Raw genomic sequence first — 20926 nt, forward strand, 5'->3', positions numbered from 1 at the left:
TTTAGAATGATCTATGCCCTACCCGCGAGGGCATAGATTTTAGTTGAGGTAAGTGTTTTTAAAGGACTAAGCCTTTCTAAAACTTAATCTTTTAACAGAGAGAAGAGTTAACCGTTGTTTGCTTGTTTCGCTAGCTCAGCGGCTTTTTTCTTTGCGCGTTTAGCAGCGTCTTTTTCAGCCAGTTTTTTCAAACCCGCTTTGGTGTAAGCCGTGCCTGTCGCATGAGCGATATCACGAATCACGTCCCACTCTTCTTTGTAGCTGATTGGTGAGAAGCGGTCGGCACCTTTGAATGATGCACTCATCTCTGGTGTGAAGCGGTAACTGAAGAAAGCTTCGTTGATCTTCTCAACTAACTCTGGTTTTAGGTTGTACGCGTAGCCGAAAGCAGATGTTGGGAAGCGTGGACTACGGTAGATGATCTTAAGCTCAGAATCATCAACACGGCCTGCTGCTACCATACGATCGTACACGTCAGACGCCACAGGTGCTGCATCATAGTCTCCGTTATAAACACCTAGGATAGATTGGTCATGCTTACCTGAGTACAGTACTTTGTAGTCTTCATCTGGCACTAAGCCTTTTGCTGGGAATAACGCTCGAGGAGCTAGGTTGCCAGAGTTGGAAGATGCAGAAGTATGTGCAACCTTTTTGCCTTTCAGATCAGACATTTTGTTAATGCCGCTGTCTTTTCGCACGATAGTAATTAGGTTGTAGCCTTGAAAACCAGACTCATCGCCTTTCACTGCAATTGGAACGTAACCTGCTAGGTTAACTGCGTAGCCTGTTGGACCCGTAGAGAAACCAGCAACGTGCAGTCGACCAGAACGCATCGCTTCTACTTGCGCTGAGTTCGAGTGCACGGTGTAGTAGATCACTCGCTTACCCGTGATCTTGCTTAAGTGAGCTTGGAAGTCGGCAAACGCATCTTTGTATAACGCAGGATCTTCTACCGGGGTGTAGGTAAACACAAGTGTGCTTGGATCATTCCACTCATCTGGGTTCTTTGGTGAATCTGCCACTAAATCTTGGTTTTCATCACAGTATCGATCGTCTAACACACCACGGCTAGAGCAGTCGCTTGCCATAGCCATTGAAGGAAGTAACAATGAGCTAGCGATTAACAGTCCTTTAACACTGATTTTCATATTCAAACCTTACTTTTACTTATTGTTGAAAGTCGCCTTCACTATTGCAGCCTTTATGCCATATTTTTATTTATTTAAATTCAACAACTTAATGAAGAAGTCAAATTCAACAATCTATTTTGAGTCATTCATGTCCAACCCAAAAGATTACATTTGGGTCATTTCTGTCCCATCAATTTTAACGGTAAAAAAAGAGCCCGGAGGCTCTTTGGTTCACTACTTTTTCTCTTATTATTCTTCAATAATCCAGATAACTTAGGCGTCGCTGTCCATGCAGTTTGCGTAGTAAGTTACCGTTGCAGGCCAGTCACTGAATACGCCCATCACACCTACATCTTGTGCCAGTACATCGAGCATTTTCATCATATCGCCATCATTGTTTATGCCATCTTTCACACTCTTGTAGTACCAACCGCCTCCTTGCGCGAGTGGGCCTGAACGCTCAAGTGTCCATGCGATAATCTCAAGATCTGCATCCTTAGCAAGCTTCGCGTAGTTTGACGCAACCAATTCGTTATTCTTGTCTAGCTCAACCAAAGCAAACAGAGGTGGCGCGATGATATTCACACCCGCATCGTGCAGCTCTTTCATGTTCTCCACAGATGCAACAAAGTCCGCTTGCTCATAAACACGGTCATCAAGATAAACGGCTTGTTTTCCGAACTTCGGTGTTTCTTTGATCCAATACTTCACATCATCCAAGTTGAATGACTGTAGGTAAGTCTCTGAAGGCTCAAAACCTGCCTCTTTCAGTTCATCCACTAGCTTTTGCGCGTACATTTCTTGGCTGAAACCATTGAAAGGCATTTCGACCGCTGCTGATTTCAGTTCAGGCGTTACCTTCACGCCGTGCTCTTTAAATAGTGCTGCACTTTCTGCGTGCGTCATCAGTGTCCCTGTTTGGCTGTAAAGGTCAGTTCTCCAACCCGGTGTGCCATTCATGTACTCTTCGACAGTGGTCGCTTTCGGATTCGCGCCATCCATTTTCCCTTTGAGCGTCTTAAACTCTGCCAACGTGAAATCAGAAGTACGACACTCAACCTGAGCATCTTCACCTGTCGCTGGGTTCGCTGGTTTAAATGGAACTGAACATTTCTTAGCGAGATCAGGGTGTGCCAAGACATCTGTTGTGGTGTGCAGATCACTTTGCGAGTGACGGCATACCAACGCTTTATCTTTAGTAAAAGTGACATCACACTCAACGACACCCGCCCCCATCTGAATCGCCGCTAAGTAAGATTCCTTAGTGTGCTCAGGAAACTGCATTGCAGCTCCGCGGTGCCCAATAGAAAAATCGCTACGATGAAAAGGCCCTTCGCTACAACTCAGCAGCTTGGTTTTCAAAGGGCTCTCATCCATATTGTTGACTAAAAAGAGGGGACGAGGTCCTAGGTTTGCTGACTCTGTAGCTGCCCATGCTGTCATTGAGCTAACGCCAATTATCAGAGCAATCGAACCTTTCAGTATTTGCTTCATGTTTATATCTCCTTGCAACAAGCAATTATTTTTCTAATTTCCTTAATCCGGTCATTTCTACTTTCTGTTAGATGACCTCATGTGGGCTGATGCCACAATGTAGGGATTGCACGCTTTGTGCCAAATATTAAAACTCTTTTATTACAATTACTTGAAACCGTTAGTCATTCAACTAAATGATAAATGGGTCATTGTTGTCTTGTGCTTTTTTCTTCTGGTTTTGGCTTTAATTTGCTACTTGATAACCAACTTCGCGAGTTAAGCCTTGAAGCTCTCTTTATCTAATTGATGTTTCTTCATTTTTCGATAAAGCGTTTTACGTGGTAGATTCAGCTTGCTCGATACCTCATTGATATTGCCAGCACTCTCTATCAACGCTTCGGTCAGTACATTTCTCTCGTACTGCTCCATCTGCTTTTCAAAGGCGAAGTCTTCTCCTGTTGATTCACAAATTGGCGATTGAAGATCAAAGCCATCTCCCACAATACCGAGCACAAATCGATCGGCAACATTGCGTAATTCACGTACGTTCCCAGGCCATTCGTGTCGACACAACTGCTGTATCTGCTCAGGGTAAATCGTTGATGGGCGTGTCTTGTATTTATGGCTCGCTTGAATCACAAAATGACGGAACAACACCTGAATGTCCTCCTTGCGTTGGCGCAGCGCCGGAAGATTTAAGCTCGCAATGTTGAGACGATAGAAGAGATCAGCTCTGAATTGACCGGATTCACTGAGGCTTGCGAGATCTGCTTTACTCGCGGCAACCACCACAATATCGACAGGTATCAATTCATTACCGCCCACACGCTCGATCACTCGTTCTTGAATCACGCGTAGCAACTTAATCTGCACTGCAATCGGCATACTTTCAATTTCATCGAGAAACAGAGTGCCACCATTGGCTTGTTCTATTTTTCCGATGCGTTTCTTATTGGCACTGGTAAACGAGCCCGCTTCATGACCAAACAGCTCACTCTCAATAATGCTCTCTGTCATGCCACCACAGTTTATTGCGACAAACGGCTTTGCCTTGCGACGACTAAACTGATGCAAGGCGCGAGCAATCACCTCTTTGCCAGTTCCAGTTTCACCATTAATGATGGTATCGACGCCAGTATAAGAGAGCGCAAGCACTTGCTTACGTATGGTGTCCATCGCTTGGGATTGCCCGATAACCACAGATTCAATCGGTAGTTCTGTATCCTGATCGTCGTCTAACGTTGCAGGGCTGTTGTGCTGACACTGTGCCAACGCCAAATCGAGCTTTTCCACCAGCTCACTGGCGTTAAGAGGCTTTTCTAGAAAATCGAACGCACCCAACTTCATCGCCTCGATTGCCATCGGAATATCACCATGCCCGCTCATCAGTAATACCGGAATATTGGCTGCGCGATGTTGGATTGAGCTCAACAACGTAAGCCCGTCCACTTGTGGCATCCGCACATCACACAACACCACCGACTGACTGTTTGCTTTGAGGGACTTTAGGCCAAGGTTTGGGTCAGTAAAGCTCGTGACACTAAAACCCTCGAGTTCCAACATTTCACTCACGGCTTCAACGACGTCGGTTTCATCGTCGATAAGAACTATGTGTTTTTCTGAAGTCATGAGTCTGTGCCTTTTGGTAGAGTGACGATAAAAGTGGTGCCTTGGTGTTCAACCGATTCGACGTGAATCGAGCCGCCAAAGTCTTTAATTATGTTGTATGCAATAGACAAACCGAGTCCGAGTCCTTTGCCTGTGGTCTTGCGGGTATAAAACGGATCAAACAGGTAAGGAATATCTTCTTCAGGTATCCCTAATCCATTGTCTTTAACTGATATCTGAATGGTATTCAGGTGCTCTTGAGTGGAGATGTTAAGCTGAGGCAGAGCTCTATGTTCAACGGCATCCAACGCATTACTGATCAAATTCACCAACACCTGCTCCAAGCGAATGCTATTGGCTCGAACCATTTGATCGCTTTGTGGCGTATAATGAATCAACACCCTACTTTGCCGAGTTTCAAAGAGGTCGATCGCATCACCAATAACCGTATCCACCTCGACGTTATCAATTTTGCCGTCACTCTTGCACGAGAATGCCTTCAAGTGACGTGTAATCGCAGCCACTTTATCTAGTAAGATCTCGATCTTTTTCAGGTTCTCTTCTGCTCTGTCTGGCCTTTGCTTACCTAACCACAATTGAGCGCTTCGAACATGGCTGTTTACCGCAGTTAATGGTTGATTGATCTCGTGAGTGATTCCAACACTTAATTGCCCCAACGCTGCCAGTTTTCCTGCTTGGATTAACTCATCTTGAGTAACACGCAGTTTGGCTTCGGCTAGGGTTCGCTCTTCTACTTCGGCCTCTAATTTTCGATTTGTTTGTTTCACGACTTTGGCCGTTGTCTGGAATACCTTTAAGTACTTGGCCATTTGTGTCACTTCGTCTTTGCCACGAATCGAAACTTCGGTATCTAAATGGCCGGTAGAAATTGCAAACATGTTGTCTTTAAGCTGTAAAAGCCTTTCCAAAATGCTCTTACGCACGTAGAACCATGAAATAGCCGCTGCAGCCAGTACGCTGAACAAAGAAAGGAAAAGAGAGAGTTGTTGGTTCGATTGTAACGACAGCTGAGCCTGCTGAATCGACTGATCAATATTGCGGTTCACTTGGCTAGTATTGCGCTCGATCTGCACAGTTAATTGGTTAAGATGTTCACGGCTGTTTTGCAGGAAATACTGCTCTTGGTAAAGATGATCGAGCGCTTTGTTTTTCAACCCATACAAGCTGCTATCACTTGAGGCTAGGTTGTAAATTACGGTGAGTTGGTGATCTAATTGGGGAAATTTGCTTCTTAAATCACCATTTACCCAAAGCTGCCACCACTCTTCTCCAACCTGCCCTAGTCGTAAGCTGGTGTAATCCAACTCATTAAAGCTAGAGTCGTTATACAGCTTTTCGACCAAGCCTAATTGGTAATACAGCAGGGATTTTAACTGCGTGTATTGGATCTGGTCTTTGGCTGATTCAGGTAAGCTATCGAGTGAATCACTGGCTTGTTGCAATAGAGGATAAAAGCCTTCAAGCAAATTACGAAGTTCTTGATTGAGTTGTTCTGACTCAATCTCACTTTGATACAACAGGCTCAGACTATTATTAACTTGGGCGATAAGATCTTTAAAGTAGGCGTGATAATCAGGGAATTGCACCATAACGCTATTCATCACGGAAATAGCGTCTTCGATTTTTAGCATCGCTTGTTTGCGTTCTAAATTCGATTCCGCATCACTGAGCTGAGAAGACGTTGTGATAATCACTCGCACCATATCATTCAGGCGAGCAGCGTTATCTAAAGCAGGGATTTCACTCTCTTTTAATTCGACAAGCCTTTGATTTAGGTTGTCAAAGGTGAAGCTGGAGACAACAGAGAGAAAGATGGTAGTCATCGATAGCATGGCCAATGCCAACACTAACCGTAGCTCTATACCTTTCCAACCAAACCACCTACGACGCGGAATTTTGATCGGAAATGGACGTTCAAAACGATCCTTGCTATCTATCACCTCTGAGACACGACTACTCACTCGCCCCACCTTTTTCTCATCAAAAACCATTAGGAAAGGTCAATGATTCAATTAGTTATGGCATGAACCTTACTTAGGCTTGCATCGAATAGCTTTAGTGAAACTATTAAATGAAGATTAATCATTAACATTTCACATAAGATATCATAACAATTATTTTATAAAGCTTGCATGGTCTATTTTGCGATAATAGAAAGTGACCGCACCGACAGAAACGTGATTACTCTATCAATACTAACCAGTAGAGGATAATTAATAACTCTCGATCAAATAATAAAACTCTCATGTAGTTAGTCAGTTAAGGATTATTGACGCCAAAAAAAATCGCACAAGCTTTCACTCATGCGATTTCATTTAGATTGTTGCTCCAACTAGACAGTGCTAAACCATCTCAGAGAATGATCATCCCATCTCGATAAGTCAGTGCTGGCGAAACATCTTGCCCAAGTAATACAGGGCCGTCGAGGTCGACAATTTCAGATTGAACCGCGATAGGCAGCGCAGCACGCATCGCCAATGAGGTACCAAGCATACAGCCCGACATCAAAGTAAATCCGAGCCTTTTCGCTTCTTCGGCGAGTGCTAATGCCTCTGTTAAACCACCGGTTTTATCTAGCTTGATGTTGACCATTTCATACTTACCTACCAACGATGACAGTTGTGAAGTGGTATGGCAGCTTTCATCAGCACACAACGGAATCGGATGCTTGATGTGTGCCAACGAGGCATCATGCTGCTGTGGTAAAGGCTGTTCGATCATCGCAATGTCAAACTCTACCAGTTGATTAAACAGCTCTTCAAGGTTGAGCCCTGTCCACGCTTCATTGGCATCCAGAACAATTTGAACACCTTCGGCAGCTTCTCGTACCGCACGAACACGTTCAATCACCTGCTCGCCATCTAGCTTTACTTTCAGTAATTTCGCGCCATTCTCGACATAATCATGCGCTTGTATTGCCATGGCTTCTGGCGTGCCGATAGAGACCGTCATTGCGGTAACCATTTGCTCTGGCAACTCAAACAAGCTATTTGGGAATAACTGATCATTTTGCTTCGCTTCAAATTCCCAAAGCGCACAATCGACAGCATTACGCGCCGCCCCTCCAGATAATAAAGACAGAAGGTGCTCTCTTAGCTCTGCGGGATCGGTCATGCCTCGCTCAAACATGGCTTCAAGTGCGCTAGACGCCTGTTGGATTTGCGCCAGTACAGACTCCGATGACTCGCCATAGCGTGGGTAAGGCGTACATTCACCTTGCGCTTGTTTGCCGTCATGTTCAATGTAAACACGAACAACGTGACACTCAGTACGGCTGCCTCGAGATATTCGGAAAGGCGTTTGCATCGCGATAGTAATGGGTTCTGCTGTAATCTTCATAATTTCACTCGGTTGATGTTCGCTTTAACAAATGGAAACGTAGAAATGATGAAACCGTTAAAGTGAATGTCGCAAATGATCAGTAATATGTTGTACACCAAAACGAACTGGATCCGTCACTGGTACTTGATAAAGTGTGGTCCATTCTTGGCACAATGTCTCAGCCTCTTCAATGCTAATCGCCGATGTGTTCAGGCAGATACCCACCAGCTTCACATCTGGATTTGTCAGTCTCGCGGCTTGTAAGTTAGCTTCAATGGCCTGTTCCATCGTTGGCAATTGCGCGTGAGGAAGGTTGCGAATATGTGGTCGCCCTACTTCGTGACACAACACCAAAGCATCAGCTTGTGCACCATGCAACAAACCCAAACTCACTCCGGAAAAAGACGGATTAAACAAAGAGCCTTGCCCTTCAATGATGTCCCACTCGTGGTCAGCAAAATCGGGGCTAATCGCTTCGACCGCGCCGGAAATAAAATCCGCAACCACAGCATCAATCGAAATTCCGCTGCCTTCAATCAAGATACCTGTCTGGCCTGTCGCTTTAAACTGAGCTGATGTGCCCGCTTCTTTAAGCGACTTTTCAATTGCTAACGCCGAAAACATCTTGCCTACAGAGCAATCGGTACCGACCGTGAGAAGGCGCTTACCTTGACGAGGCTTGCCATTACCAACGTTTAGGACACCATCAAAATGGCGTACATCATGAAGCTTAGTCAATCCTCGCTGCTGCATGTCAGCAAGCGGTGAAAATTCACTCAGTCGTTGGTGCATTCCAGATGCAATCTCAAATCCCATTTCTGCAGCGGTTAATATCGTAGGTTGCCATGAGTCAGGAATAACACCGCCAGGGTTTGCTGTACCAATCACTAGAGTTTTAGCACCCTGCGTTTGTGCCTCTTGTAAGGTCATATCCGTTAGGCCAAGAGAAACAGTTTCGTTCGTTAAACGCAGTTGGCCGAGGCAGATTTCTGGTCGCCATTGGTGAATACCACGGGCTGTTTTTGCGGCTAATGGGTCAGTAACATCCCCAAGAAAAAGAAGGTAAGGTTGAGCGATCGACATGAGCATTCCTAATTAATAAGTCCTTGTGTGGAATTACTTTAATTAAGAAGTTAAAGGCTGCCGAATACCTATTTATCGGCACCCTATAACCTTAGGTTATAGGGTAAATATTGCTCTTGAATGAAGTGATGAACTGCTTAACAGAAATAGACTGAGGAGTGTGCTCTGCGCAAAGTATAGAAACCGAGAATTGAATATCAGGTTGCAATGGCAACACACAAATCGACTCATCGTTTTGATAGTGCTCCGCAGTCCAAGGGTCGACAATCGCAAATCCCGCTTGGTGCTTGACGAGCTCTGCCGCTGCGCTATAGCTACGAACTAAAATAGGGTGATGATAACGGCTATCACGAGCAGAAAGATTCTGATGGAGAAGCAAACCAATAGGGTCCCTGCTATCAAGCCCAATGATAGGCAAAGAGTGTTCGATAAGTTCTTCGAGGGTCGGCGCTTCAGATAACGATTCAACCATACCTGCAGGAGCTAGCACCTTAAGAGATTGAACCAACAACACTTCACTTAATATCGCGGGCGGCGTTTCATCGCCAAAAGCAATCGCAATATCAAGTTCATGCTTGAGTAAACCTTCACACAACTCATCTCGATTTGCGGTCAGCAACTCAAACGAAAGTCTTTGTGTTCCGGACTGTTGATCCCGTGACATCTGGGCTACTACCGGAGTCAGCAATTTGGTGGCAAGGATAGGAGGCGCACCAATACGTAAGTGCTGTTGCCCTTGTTTAACTTTATTGGTCAAAGAGCGAAATTGACCTAATTGCTGATACACCTTCTCGGCTTCTGGCAGTAGCGCTTTGGCTTCAATGGTAGGAACTAAACGCCCTTTCACCCGTTCGAATAATCCAAACCCAAGCTGCTGCTCAGTATGAGCAAGAATACGAGTAACGTTGGGCTGAGAAACATGCAGATTGCGCGCAGCCTCAGATACGGTTCCGGTCTGCATAATGGCGTAAAAGACTTCCAGTTGTCTTAGGTTCAAATTAATGTCCTTATAGCTCGCGAAACAAATATAGGGGTTAGATTTTTTGGTATTGGCTAAGCTGTCTATCTGTTTAATTAGCTACTTTACATGAGTTTATTTTAATAACTCTTCTATCGTAGATTGAAGTACCTCAGCCCAAGCTTGATAAGCCTTAGCATTCAAATGCAAATCATCACACGAGTATTCATTAGAAAGAAGTCCATTCGGCGACAATACTGAATTCACATCTAAGAACGCGATACCTTGCTGATCGCAGTACTCGCTTATTTTGCTATTGAGCAGTTCTACTAACGGGTTCAACCCTTGCAGTTTAGAGCCAACATAAAGCGTTGATTGCACCAAGATTCGAATATCGTTTTCTTGCCACACTTCAAGCATATCAATGTAGTTCTGGTAGATATGTTCAACATCATACCCCTGAGCCAAATCGTTTATCCCTGCCATAAAGCACACCAGCTTTGGCTTCACATTCAACGTGGTATCAATACGTCGCAGCATGCCGGTTGTGGTATCCCCCGCGAGGCCGCGATTGACCATAGAGATATCACGGAAAACATCCGCCCACGGAGCCCATTCAGTGATCGAATCACCAAACATGACTAAGTCTGCATTCGGAGAAAAATGACGATGGTTATCTGATGTCATGATGTAACGGCTCATGCTGTGGCCTCGTTGCTGAATCTCAGACTGGAGAGCAACTGCCTTGAGGATTTCACTGTCAGGTGTGGTGCTATCGAATTGAGCTAGCAACCCTTCGATATGTGGCTTTAAAGGGCTAAGACGAGTACTCAGCTGATGGTGTTCTTTAAGGGAAGATAACCTCTCTAGTAATGTGTACAGAGAGTGGTTTTGACAAACTTCCTGGAATAACTGATATAGATCGAGAACAGGGTGTTGTTGTAGCGCGGCAAGTAATTGCTTGTCTTCCATGGCGTTATCTAACCCTTCAATTATCTAGTGATGAACTCAAGATAATATCCGATTGCGTACGGGATAGATAACACTAGAAGCAGAGATTTACTTTTCTTTGATTAGCAGATGATTTCGGTTATCACGGCTCTTTTTAATTAACTCGTTGCTTTCATCCATTTCATCGGATTTCGCAAGGCGATCATAAAGCAACACGTTCACCGTCGCAGCCAAGTTCATGCAGCCCACCGTTGGAACGTACACAACGTGATCCGCTCTATCGGCAACATCTTGAGAAATAGAACCATCTTCAGGGCCAAAGATATAGATAGCGTTTTCTGGGTGTTTAAAACGCGGCAGTGGTGTGGCACCTTCTGCTAGTTCCACACAAACGATCTTAGTTTCAGGATCAAGATTGTCTAAAAACGACTCAACACCGGTCAACGGGATGGTTCGCGCAGCACTCTTGGTATCGGTGTGAAATTTAGCGGCTTTTTCGTAGCGTTGCCCTGTGTATTTAACTTCGTCGACTTGGTAACAACCAGCCGCACGCATAACAGCACCAACGTTTGTCGGGCTCTTTGGGTTAGTTAAACCAATAGTCACATGGCTTTTGTTCATGAATCTTTCTCACTTAACGAATAGACATAGCAGGGTGCTACAAAGCGTCGCATTCTAACAAAGCAGAGTCGAATTCAAAAGCATCGATACAAACTCACTTTTTCGCCCTTAAGCCTCTAGTTGCAAGGCTTCTCACCAAAAAAATCTAACCGTCATCATATTTATAAAACAAAAACACGCTAGGGTAACAATTAAACAACAAGCCCATTTACATTTTGAAACCACATTAATAATGTGTTGAAAATTGTATGAGACAATCACACAGGAAGCGTGACATGACCCTAACCATCAAAAACCGCCTTTATATTCTCTCTTTCATTCCACTGCTATTGATGGCAATCGGGATGATGAGCGTGACGTATATGAAGAGCACCGAGCTAACCGCCCAACAAGTAGAATCGACGCGTAGCAATATGATGGCGATGAAAGAAAAGGAACTCAAAGCGTATCTGCAAATGGCTCAATCTTCTATCAGCCCGTTCTTGGAAAGAGGTGCAACATTAGAAGAAGCCTTGCCAACCTTAAGAACACTCGAATATGGCGAATCTGGCTATATCTTTGGCTACGACTCTAAAGGCGTTCGAGTAGTGGTTGGGCAAAACAACGATGGTATTGGTAAAAATTACTATGACCTGCAAGACAAAAAAGGTAATTACCTGATTCGTGACCTAATCAAGAACTCGAAGCTTGGCGAATTCACCACTTACTACTTTCCAAAACTTGGTCAATCTGAAGCCTTACCAAAACTGAGCTACTCTATATTCATCCCACAATGGGATTTGATGCTGGGCACTGGTTTTTATACTGACGACATTGATGCTGTCATCGCAGAAATGAAAGAGAGTTCGAATGCAGCACTTCAAAGTTCACTGACTGCTATCGCCCTTTTCTGTGGCTTGATCGCCCTAGTGGTTGCCGTGTTCGCAGTAGCAGTTAACCGTACCATCATGAAGCCGCTAGAACAGTTTGATCATTCAATTAGCGCATTCGCAAGTGGCGAAGCCGATTTAACTGCACGAATGGAAACCTTCAAAGCGCCAGAGTTCACTAAACTGAGCGAGAACTTCAATGCCTTTGTAGCAAGCCTGCAAACCATCATTCGCAGCGTAAGCGATGTAGGCCAGCAAGTGGTAGCCGAAACATCTAGCATGTCTTCTCGCGCCGCGCAGGTCGACGAAATTGCCACAGGTCAACGTGAAGAAACAGAGCAAGTTGCAACTGCGATGACTGAGATGACAACGACTGCGCAAGAGATCTCAAGCAACGCAAGCCAAGCGGCGGATTCAGCCAAGCTTGCCGAAGGCAACGCAAAAGAAGCGCAGCAAATAGTAAACGCAGCTGCCGATTCGGTTGCAGGCCTGGCGAGCGAAGTATCAGAAGCCAACACAGTGGTATCGCGCTTAGAAGGCGATGTGCAGAATATCTCCTCTTCGTTGGCGGTAATTCAAGACATTGCAGAGCAAACCAATCTACTCGCATTGAATGCAGCAATTGAAGCGGCTCGAGCAGGTGAACAAGGTCGTGGGTTCGCAGTTGTTGCGGATGAGGTTCGTAAGCTGGCAAGCCGAACTCAAGAGAGCACGGGCGACATTCACAAGATGATTGAGCAGCTCAAAGCCGCTTCAGACGCCGCGGTAAAAGCAATGGATTCAAGCCAAAACCGTAGTGCTCAAACGGTGGAAGAAGCAAACGCTGCTGCCGCGGCGCTGGCGAAAATCCAAGAGTCAATCGATACCATCATGGACATGAACTCGCTTATTGCTACAGCAACTGAACAGCAAAATATTGTGGGCCAAGAGATATCTCAACGCATTGTGGTGATTTCAGATCAAAGCTCGCAATCGGCTGCACTAGCAAACCAAAACCGTGCAGGTAGCCAAAACCTCAACAGTCGTGCCAATGAGCTGTACCACTTGGTGGATCGCTTCACAGTCTAATGTCGAGCAGGTGAACACTCCTCAACGTTCAAAGCTATCCTCTCTAAAGTAATCGGGCTTCAGAATCTCTATTCTGAAGCCCGTTTTTTATCGGTGGAGGCTTTAGGTCATAAACTAATCCAACTGCTCAGAAAGGAAGTCCACCAGCAAGCGCACCTTAGAAGATAAGTTACGATTCTGTGGATAAAGTGCCCAAATACCCTCTTTGTCATCACGATAATCAGACAACACTTCAACCAACTCACCAGACTCAAGGTCTTCACTCACATAATATTCTGGTAATTGCACTAAACCGATGCTTTGCTTGGCTGCATCTAGCAAAGCCAAACCACTATTGCACTTGATACGTCCATTAACTCGCACTGCTCGTGGGCGTTTGTTTTCTTTAAAACGCCAATGCTCAAAGCCACCCACTAGACATTGGTGGTTACTCAGCTCCGAGAGGGTATGAGGCTCACCATAGCGTTCGATGTACTCAGGGCTAGCACACACATAAAGTTGTCGTTGAGATAGCTTTTTGGCTACGAGGCTAGAATCTTCTAATCGACCGAGACGAATTGCTACATCAACACCTGAGTCGATAAGATCAAGCTTTTGGTTTGTTAACATAAGTTCTAGTTCAACTTGCGGATACAGTTTTAAAAACTTATGCAGAATCGGAGCCAGTTGACGTTCACCATAAGTCACTGGTGCCGTGACTTTCAAAAGCCCTTTTGGGGTGGATTGCATTTGAGTAACAGCAAGCTCAGCAATTTCTAATCCTTCAACCAATAATTTACATTGTTGGTAATAAAGTTGTCCGGCTTCAGTTAGAGAGACTTTACGTGTAGTTCGATTCAATAGTTTGACCGCTAGGCGCTCTTCTAAGTTAGCCACTCTTCGGCTGATTTGAGCAACTGACGTAGCAAGCTTCTGCGCCGCTCCCGTAAAGCTTTCACGCTCCGCCACGGCAACAAACTCACTTACCCCTTCCCAATTGGCCATACTTTTACCCTATGTTTAACGATGGTTACCCATACAGTGTATTGAAGATATATATCAGTGTCACCTTACTTGATATGCGTTACGCATAAATATTCGCTAGCCACAACTGATTAAAATAACGCCAACCAATACCTGACATTTCTCAAAACTCCTTACTGAACACTAACAAAATCGTATTGTCCTCTGACACTCATCCAACCACTTAATTGGTAAGTTGGTTCTGTACCGGAACACAGGTACTTCAATAAAGTAAGGGGTACTCCTATGAAAAAATTAATCATACTTGCGTCAACTCTTGTTCTCAGCACTACAGCGTTTGCAGCAACTAAAACAACGATTCAAGAAACAACGCTAAAATCTGATACATTTGTTACTGAAGCGGAAGCATACGATGCAGGCACGAACCTTATGGATGAGTTAAGCGCAAAAACACCTTTTGAGCTTTCAAGAGAACTGCCACAGTTCCAACAAACAACCAAATACGATTCGTTCAAGATTGATGATGCGAATATGGAAGTGAAGAAAATCACTAACATGAGCGGCGACATCCACTACCAAGCGAACGTAAAAGTTGACTACCGTTACACATATAAAGACGGCCGTAGCAGCTAATACCGAACGATTAATTAGGTCTCAAAACCGACCTAGCATCTAAAAGAAAGCCCGTACTCATTGAGCACGGGCTTTTTTGTCGTTCAGCGCTGATTAATGGAATTCAAACGAACAACCAGTATCAGCTCATATTCGTCTGTTTAGCTTTGAAAATTAAACTTCAAACTGAGAAACAAGGCTATCAAGCGCTTCACACTGTTCTGCCAACGCCATACATGCGTTCTCAGCACTGCTCGCCATCTCTACCATTTGCACGGTGCTTTCTGCGATACGTTGGACGTTTTGATTCACTTCTTCCGACACTTGAGATTGCTGGGAAGCCGCTGTGGCAATCTGCGTGTTCATCTCATTCATCTTGCCAATTGAGTTACGAATCTCACTCAAGGAAGACGCCGCCGTTCCGGCTTGAACAATGGTTTTCTCGCCACTCACTTTGCTTTCAGTCATCACGCCAACCGCATGTTTCGCACCCACTTCTAAGCGTTCAATCATTGATTGGATTTCACCGGTGCTGTCTTGAGTTTTGCTCGCAAGCGCACGAACTTCATCGGCCACAACCGCAAAACCACGACCTTGTTCACCCGCACGTGCCGCTTCAATCGCCGCATTCAATGCCAACAAATTGGTTTGCTCTGCAATGCCTTTGATAACTCCCAAAATAGAAGCGATGTTCTTCACATCGGTATCCAACTCTTGAACCACACCACCCGCATTTTCAATATCTTGCGCTAAACGCTCAATTGAAGTGACAGTTAAACCTAATGTAGTATCCGCAGATTCCACTTCATGGTTTGCTACATTGCTTGCTGTAGCCGCATCCAGTGCGTTACCGCTGACCACTTCACTGGTCGCTTGCATTTCATGTACTGCCGCAGCCACTACTTCACTTTCTTGTTGTTGATTAGCAGAGAAAAGAGCAACACTTTGAGTCAATGATTTGATGTTTTCCATCTCTGAACGAACCGCATTTGACGCTAAGATAACTTGCTCAACTGTCACGTGAATCTTACCGACAAATTGATTAAACGCAGAGCTCAAACGTGCAATTTCGTCATTGCCCTCAACATGCATACGCTGTGATAAATCGCCGTCGCCAGAAGCAATCTCGCTCATCGCTTTTTCGACATTTTGAATTGGACGAATAATAAAACGATTCGACAGCCACATCGCAAACAACGCCGCTAAGATAGCAACCGCCATACCCACTTCAATGATCAACTTACTTGATTCAATCGAATCGTCGGCTTGTTGGCGAAGCTCTTTCTGCTTCAGTTCAATCAGAGTTCGGATATCACGCAGTTGCTTACGAATAGTTGCAAACTCAGCATCTAATGCAGGTGAGTAATCAATATTGTATTGGTCTGCGTTTGCTGGATCAGCGAACATTGGCTCGTGCAGTGCCACCCACTTGCTCATCGCATTAACAAGCTTTGATAACTCATCACGTGAAGATGGATCCAACACGCCCGCTTGATATAAGGTTTCAACACTTTGAAAACGAGGAACCGCTTTGTAAGCGTTGTCTTTAAATTCAAACTTTTGGTACTCGATCGCCGCTTGGTCTTTAGCAAGCAACAGACCTTGTGCCGAAGCGATAATCTGGTAGATATCTCGGTAGCCATCTTCTAGGTTATCTAGCACTGGCTGAACCACATTATTGAGCTCGTTATTAATCGCAGCTTGAGCATTTGATCTGATAACGTTGAGCACAGTAACAGTAGAAAAAACAATCACAATCACAAACAGCGGGATCGCGATTTTACTCTTAATCGAAAGATTATTGATATTCATTGGGATTAATAACCACACTTCAAATAGGGATGCGCGCGCAATATACAGCACACATATGAAGTCTCGCTAAGGATTTGTGAGCCTCATCTCATAGCAAACGATATCGTCAAATTTCGTGGTAATTATTCGACCATAGCTCAACTCCCAAACGTTAAGGCATGCTCTGATTTAGACTTATTTTCCGCTGATACACGCAAATACTGGAGAAGTGTGAGAAATAACACCATAATGTAGGGCTCTAAAATAAGTAGGTAAGAACATGAAAATTTGTGGTGTTGAAATCAAAGGTAACGATGCAGTCATCTGTCTTCTTTCTCTATCAGATGGTGTATTTAACATTCCTGATTGCCGAGTTTCTAAAGTTTCAATTAGCGACGCAAACGACACACAGAATATGAAAGACTTTCAATTCTCTTTTGCAAAGTTAATGGAAGATTACCAAGTAGATAAAGTTGTAATTCGTCAGCGCCAAACTAAAGGCAAATTTGCTGGTGGTGGCTTTGGTTTCAAACTAGAAGCAGCAATTCAACTGATCGACGGCCTAGACGTAACCGTTGTATCACCGGCTGACATCAAAGAGAGCCTTAAACGTAACCCTCTAATGATGAAGTTCAAAGAAACTGGCCTTAAACAATACCAAGAAGCGCCGTTTACTACGGCATACGCTTGCTTGATGAAGCGCTAATAAAAAGTCGCTAGCCAATATTTGATACAGAAAGAGCCTGAATATTCAGGCTCTTTTTTGTTTCTAGTAATCAGCTTTAAGTAGAATTAGTTTGCTATACAGACTACCTCTCTAATGCTGTTCGTCTGCGGACCTTAATTAACTCCGGCTTCCTCACCACCAAATACACAGCTGTTGCTGACAACGCGAAGCCCATTGCCCCGTAGAAGTCGAACGATTCCCCAAAGATGAGCCAGGCTTGAATTGCTGTCGTCGGTGGCACCAAGTAAAACACCGATGCCACACTTGAAGATGCACCGTGCTCTACCATGTAAAGCAGCAAAAGGATGGCAACACAAGACAGAACTACCACCAGCCAGATTAGAGTCAACGTGAATTCTACAGTCCAGTTCACTTGCATCGTTTCGTAGCGCATTGCGAACGGTAGAAACAGAGCAGCAGAAGCCAAATATTGGACCATCGCACCGCCGACCATATCTGTCCCCTGACAGAAGCGCTTCTGATACAGAGTGCCGCAGGTAATACCCACTAAAGAAACCAAACACAATAACGTTGCCAAGCCTTTTTGGTCGTCTGACTGCCATTCAATATTGCCCATCAACACCAAACTGATACCCGCAAAACCAAGCGCTAATCCCAACCACTGTGCAAAATTAAAACGCTGCGAAGTACAGCTGATCATAATCAATGCGGTAAGAATCGGTTGCAAGCCAACAAGTAGAGAACTCAGCCCGGCGGGCATACCCATATCAATCGCCAGATAGGTGCCACCAAGGTAGAAACCATGAATCAAGATGCCAACCACACAAGCGTGGAAGAATGCGCGACCACGAGGGATACGACGCTTAAGGATTGCAATCAAAACCAAGAACAGCGCCACGTTGGCTACCATCCTCAGTGAAAGTAATGTTGCGGGTTCGGCGTATTCCACACCAAGACGTGCGCCGACAAAGCCTGACGACCACAATATTACAAACACAAACGGAATCATTTTAATCAGCATTACAAACCTCTGGTCAACTCTTCATCAATGCTGCTACCTTAGTTGGGTACAGATAACTAATAAAGACACAGATATAACACTTTAAATGGTTACAGATTAAAAGTGAGCACGAGGGAGAATAACGTGGAAGCAGAAGTCAGCGGCAATAAATACCTTGCTACCGAACAACATATTAAGGCTCAGATCGATAAAGGACTCTTTCATCCAGACGATCGCCTTCCCTCAATTCGTCAGTTAAGCGAACAGCTTGGCGTGAGTAAAAATACCGTGATTCGTGCCTACCAAGAACTGGAAGCGACAGGCTGGGTTTACTCAGTACCTAAATCTGGCTATCGCGTGAAAGCACCCAACACCACAAGCTGGGATTCGCCAAACCAACCTCAAAAAGTTGACCTGTTGTCGGTCACCAAGTCTGTACTCTCTCGTCCAAAAGGTCGTCTGAAGTTGCTGGCAGGCTCAGCACACCCGAACATCAACAACCCTGCGATTCGTAGCTTGTACGCCGAAATCGGTCGGCATAGCCGTTTGCAAACTCAGCTTCCCGGTTATTACCAACTGCCTCCTGGAGACGAGCAGTTAGTAAAGCAATTGTTAAAGATCACCCATGATCTTGGTGTGCCTGCGGGATCGAAAGAGATTGCGATTACTCATGGTGCTCAACAGGCGATCAGCCTGGCTCTGCGTGCGCTCACCAAGCCCGGCGACATAGTGGCCGTCGAGTCACCATGTTACTTCGGTAATCTACTTTTACTTGAATCGCTTGGCTTGCAAGTCCTTGAAATTCCAAGCAGTGTTAGCCACGGTATTGATATTCCATCACTACAGAGCGCGTTAGACAAATGGGAAGTGAAAACCTTACTGCTAACGCCAAACTTTACCAACCCGACAGGCTCTAGAATGCCTCTTGCTAATCGAAAATCCTTGTTGGAGATAACCGGATCTTTGCCTATTATCGAAGATGATGTTTTCGGCAGCTTAGCGTTTGACGCACCAATTGCCAGCCTCAAAGAGCTTGATGATCAAGATAGAGTTATCTACGTCAACTCATTGTCTAAAACCTTAGACTCACGCTTGCGAGTCGGCTGGCTACTATCCGGTCGTTACCAGCCTTTGATCGAAAAGTACCTCTTGTGCGACAACATGGGGAGTTCCAACCTAATGCAATCGGCAGTGGGGCAGTTCCTCACCACAGGCAAATACCGCAGTCACCTTTCGAAAATGAAACGGCTTTACCAAACCAATCAAAAGCAATTCCAAAGCCTTTTAATTCAAGCATTGGATAGTCACCCTCACCTTGTCGAGCGCTACCACTTATCAAGACCTGAAGGCTCTTTTTTAAACTGGATAACACTGCCTGAGTCAGTCGATAGCTACGCGGTCTATCAAGACTGTTTAAAGCATAAGTTGGGGATTTTACCCGGCACAGTGTTTGGGACGAATGACCAATATAAACATTGCCTTCGCTTCACTGTCGCCAATATTGAAGAGAGCAAAGAGTGGAAAGAAGGGGTAGTGACACTAGCGAAGATAATCGCTAAGCATACACACTAGAGAGTGTCAGGCCTGCCCTAGATACCGTGATAATCATGAATAAGGTTTGACCTTATTAACATTTTTAACAGCAAAGATTCGCTACACTCTCAGCCTTTCTATGCCTAGCGGAGTCCGACGTGGCAACTATCAAAGATGTAGCGGCACTTGCCGGAGTTTCAACAGCAACCGTTTCACGAGTAATGAACCGTACCTGCTATGTCGAACCAATCACGTTAGAACGTGTAGAACGAGCAATCAAAGAACTCAATTACCATCGTGATGCACGAGCAACCGCTCTGGCGAATAGAAGTAGCAACACCTTAGGTTTATTAACCGGCAATTTAGCTGACCCTTTCTTTGCACTGGTTGCAAAAAGTGTTGAAGAAGTTGCCCGAACCAACGGCTATCAACTGGTTGTAGTTAGCGGCGGCCACAATGCTCAGCGCGAGAAAGAAGGTCTCGACTTTCTTATCAGCCAAGGCTGCGAGGCGATGGTGGTTCACTCAAAAATGCTCGATGACGCGACGCTATTACGCTACACCGCTCAGTTACCCGCGATGGTACTGCTCAACCGCACCATCGCCCAAGTATCGAACCGCTCAGTATGGGTAGACAATAGACTAGGCACTCAAGTATCAGTGCAACACCTGATCAAGCTTGGGCACAGAAAAATAGCTTATGTGTCCAGCGACCTGCCCATTCAAGACAGAACCGATCGATTGGAAGGCTACCGAGAGGCCATGAAAGCGGCCAATATCGAAATACAACCCAACTGGATCATCAGCCAAAACTTTAGTGAGTCAGGCGGTGAAGCGGCTGGCGACATCTTGGCGAGTCAATGTCCTGAGGTTACCGCAGCTGTCACCTTTAATGATGTGATGGCCGCAGGCTTAATGACCAGCCTGCAAGACCAAGGTATCTCTGTACCCAACGATATTTCGGTGATCGGCTTTGACGACGTCTTACTCGCTCGCTACCTTTATCCTCGATTAACCACAATGCACAATCCTATTGATGAAATGTCGACCTACGCAGCCAACCTCGCAATTAAGTTAAAGTCAGCGGGTTACGTACCGCCAACACAACATAAATTCGAAACAACCTTGGTTGAAAGGCAGACCGTTAAGCCAATCAAGCGCTAAAATTAGACAAAACGTGACCGAAATCTCATGTACGAACCTCATGTAACCGCTTACATGAAAACAGTATTGA

At 45.0% G+C, this 20926-nt stretch carries 17 protein-coding genes; 5 read left to right on the forward strand and 12 right to left on the reverse strand.

Features of this window, described 5'->3' with window-relative positions:
* Positions 1-107: 107 nt before the first annotated feature.
* From phnD to QQ041_RS18290, 9 genes are all read right to left on the reverse strand, one after another.
* A complete protein-coding gene (phnD, locus tag QQ041_RS18250) occupies positions 108-1148 on the reverse strand; it encodes a phosphate/phosphite/phosphonate ABC transporter substrate-binding protein (protein WP_285954711.1) in 1041 nt (346 codons plus the stop codon).
* 255 nt (positions 1149-1403) lie between these two features.
* Entirely contained in the window at positions 1404-2624 is a 1221-nt protein-coding gene (locus QQ041_RS18255; RefSeq protein WP_215402906.1) for a glycerophosphodiester phosphodiesterase family protein, read from the reverse strand.
* 258 nt (positions 2625-2882) lie between these two features.
* The gene (locus QQ041_RS18260) at positions 2883-4235 is read right to left on the reverse strand and encodes a sigma-54 dependent transcriptional regulator (RefSeq protein WP_285954712.1); all 1353 of its coding nucleotides are present in this window, start codon (positions 4233-4235) and stop codon (positions 2883-2885) included.
* Entirely contained in the window at positions 4232-6226 is a 1995-nt protein-coding gene (locus QQ041_RS18265; RefSeq protein WP_285954713.1) for an ATP-binding protein, read from the reverse strand. The genes QQ041_RS18260 and QQ041_RS18265 overlap by 4 nt, the downstream gene beginning before the upstream one ends.
* Before the next feature lie 361 nt (positions 6227-6587).
* Entirely contained in the window at positions 6588-7574 is a 987-nt protein-coding gene (gene dgcA, locus QQ041_RS18270) for an N-acetyl-D-Glu racemase DgcA (protein WP_285954714.1), read from the reverse strand.
* Between the two features lie 57 nt (positions 7575-7631).
* Entirely contained in the window at positions 7632-8639 is a 1008-nt protein-coding gene (gene dgcN / locus QQ041_RS18275; protein WP_285954715.1) for an N-acetyltransferase DgcN, read from the reverse strand.
* Between the two features lie 91 nt (positions 8640-8730).
* Positions 8731-9636 carry a LysR family transcriptional regulator gene (locus QQ041_RS18280; protein ID WP_285954716.1) on the reverse strand — a complete coding sequence of 302 codons (906 nt, stop codon included), beginning with the start codon at positions 9634-9636 and terminating at the stop codon, positions 8731-8733.
* A 96-nt stretch (positions 9637-9732) separates the two neighbouring features.
* Positions 9733-10569, reverse strand: a complete 837-nt coding sequence (locus QQ041_RS18285) for an SGNH/GDSL hydrolase family protein (RefSeq protein ID WP_285954717.1) — start codon at positions 10567-10569, stop codon at positions 9733-9735.
* An 87-nt stretch (positions 10570-10656) separates the two neighbouring features.
* Positions 10657-11169 carry an RNA methyltransferase gene (locus tag QQ041_RS18290; RefSeq protein WP_017061674.1) on the reverse strand — a complete coding sequence of 171 codons (513 nt, stop codon included), beginning with the start codon at positions 11167-11169 and terminating at the stop codon, positions 10657-10659.
* Positions 11170-11444: 275 nt separating this feature from the next.
* On the opposite strand from QQ041_RS18290, the gene QQ041_RS18295 reads away from it, so the two are divergent.
* On the forward strand, positions 11445-13106 hold the full coding sequence (locus QQ041_RS18295) for a methyl-accepting chemotaxis protein (protein WP_285954718.1): 1662 nt from the start codon (positions 11445-11447) through the stop codon (positions 13104-13106).
* A 114-nt stretch (positions 13107-13220) separates the two neighbouring features.
* Here QQ041_RS18295 and QQ041_RS18300 read toward each other — a convergent pair whose 3' ends face one another.
* Positions 13221-14090, reverse strand: coding sequence for a LysR family transcriptional regulator (locus tag QQ041_RS18300; RefSeq protein ID WP_060981068.1), 870 nt, complete (start codon positions 14088-14090; stop codon positions 13221-13223).
* 264 nt (positions 14091-14354) lie between these two features.
* Here QQ041_RS18300 and QQ041_RS18305 point away from each other — a divergent pair, with 264 nt between their 5' ends.
* The gene (locus QQ041_RS18305) at positions 14355-14702 is read left to right on the forward strand and encodes a DUF3316 domain-containing protein (RefSeq protein WP_017076504.1); all 348 of its coding nucleotides are present in this window, start codon (positions 14355-14357) and stop codon (positions 14700-14702) included.
* A 153-nt stretch (positions 14703-14855) separates the two neighbouring features.
* Here the strand turns inward: QQ041_RS18305 and QQ041_RS18310 are convergent, their stop codons facing one another.
* Positions 14856-16493, reverse strand: a complete 1638-nt coding sequence (locus tag QQ041_RS18310; protein ID WP_146490330.1) for a methyl-accepting chemotaxis protein — start codon at positions 16491-16493, stop codon at positions 14856-14858.
* 259 nt (positions 16494-16752) lie between these two features.
* On the opposite strand from QQ041_RS18310, the gene QQ041_RS18315 reads away from it, so the two are divergent.
* Complete coding sequence (locus QQ041_RS18315) at positions 16753-17178, forward strand: DUF3010 family protein (RefSeq protein WP_017069797.1); 426 nt, start codon at positions 16753-16755, stop codon at positions 17176-17178.
* 103 nt (positions 17179-17281) lie between these two features.
* Here the strand turns inward: QQ041_RS18315 and QQ041_RS18320 are convergent, their stop codons facing one another.
* A complete protein-coding gene (locus tag QQ041_RS18320) occupies positions 17282-18181 on the reverse strand; it encodes a DMT family transporter (RefSeq protein WP_146490329.1) in 900 nt (299 codons plus the stop codon).
* Positions 18182-18304: 123 nt separating this feature from the next.
* Here QQ041_RS18320 and QQ041_RS18325 point away from each other — a divergent pair, with 123 nt between their 5' ends.
* A complete protein-coding gene (locus tag QQ041_RS18325) occupies positions 18305-19732 on the forward strand; it encodes a PLP-dependent aminotransferase family protein (protein ID WP_285954719.1) in 1428 nt (475 codons plus the stop codon).
* Between the two features lie 119 nt (positions 19733-19851).
* A complete protein-coding gene (locus QQ041_RS18330) occupies positions 19852-20856 on the forward strand; it encodes a LacI family DNA-binding transcriptional regulator (protein ID WP_019821382.1) in 1005 nt (334 codons plus the stop codon).
* Positions 20857-20926: the final 70 nt, after the last annotated feature.

Source organism: Vibrio sp. TMPB1044, assembly GCF_030442075.1.
In the GTDB taxonomy this organism is placed as follows: Bacteria; Pseudomonadota; Gammaproteobacteria; order Enterobacterales; family Vibrionaceae; genus Vibrio; species Vibrio satsumensis.

Coding starts and splice junctions, on each gene's coding strand:
- phnD (WP_285954711.1), bottom strand. CDS start 1,148: ATGAAAATCAGTGTTAAAGGACTGTTAATCGCTAGCTCATTGTTACTT.
- QQ041_RS18255 (WP_215402906.1), bottom strand. CDS start 2,624: ATGAAGCAAATACTGAAAGGTTCGATTGCTCTGATAATTGGCGTTAGC.
- QQ041_RS18260 (WP_285954712.1), bottom strand. CDS start 4,235: ATGACTTCAGAAAAACACATAGTTCTTATCGACGATGAAACCGACGTC.
- QQ041_RS18265 (WP_285954713.1), bottom strand. CDS start 6,226: ATGGTTTTTGATGAGAAAAAGGTGGGGCGAGTGAGTAGTCGTGTCTCA.
- dgcA (WP_285954714.1), bottom strand. CDS start 7,574: ATGAAGATTACAGCAGAACCCATTACTATCGCGATGCAAACGCCTTTC.
- dgcN (WP_285954715.1), bottom strand. CDS start 8,639: ATGTCGATCGCTCAACCTTACCTTCTTTTTCTTGGGGATGTTACTGAC.
- QQ041_RS18285 (WP_285954717.1), bottom strand. CDS start 10,569: ATGGAAGACAAGCAATTACTTGCCGCGCTACAACAACACCCTGTTCTC.
- QQ041_RS18290 (WP_017061674.1), bottom strand. CDS start 11,169: ATGAACAAAAGCCATGTGACTATTGGTTTAACTAACCCAAAGAGCCCG.
- QQ041_RS18295 (WP_285954718.1), top strand. CDS start 11,445: ATGACCCTAACCATCAAAAACCGCCTTTATATTCTCTCTTTCATTCCA.
- QQ041_RS18300 (WP_060981068.1), bottom strand. CDS start 14,090: ATGGCCAATTGGGAAGGGGTAAGTGAGTTTGTTGCCGTGGCGGAGCGT.
- QQ041_RS18305 (WP_017076504.1), top strand. CDS start 14,355: ATGAAAAAATTAATCATACTTGCGTCAACTCTTGTTCTCAGCACTACA.
- QQ041_RS18310 (WP_146490330.1), bottom strand. CDS start 16,493: ATGAATATCAATAATCTTTCGATTAAGAGTAAAATCGCGATCCCGCTG.
- QQ041_RS18315 (WP_017069797.1), top strand. CDS start 16,753: ATGAAAATTTGTGGTGTTGAAATCAAAGGTAACGATGCAGTCATCTGT.
- QQ041_RS18320 (WP_146490329.1), bottom strand. CDS start 18,181: ATGCTGATTAAAATGATTCCGTTTGTGTTTGTAATATTGTGGTCGTCA.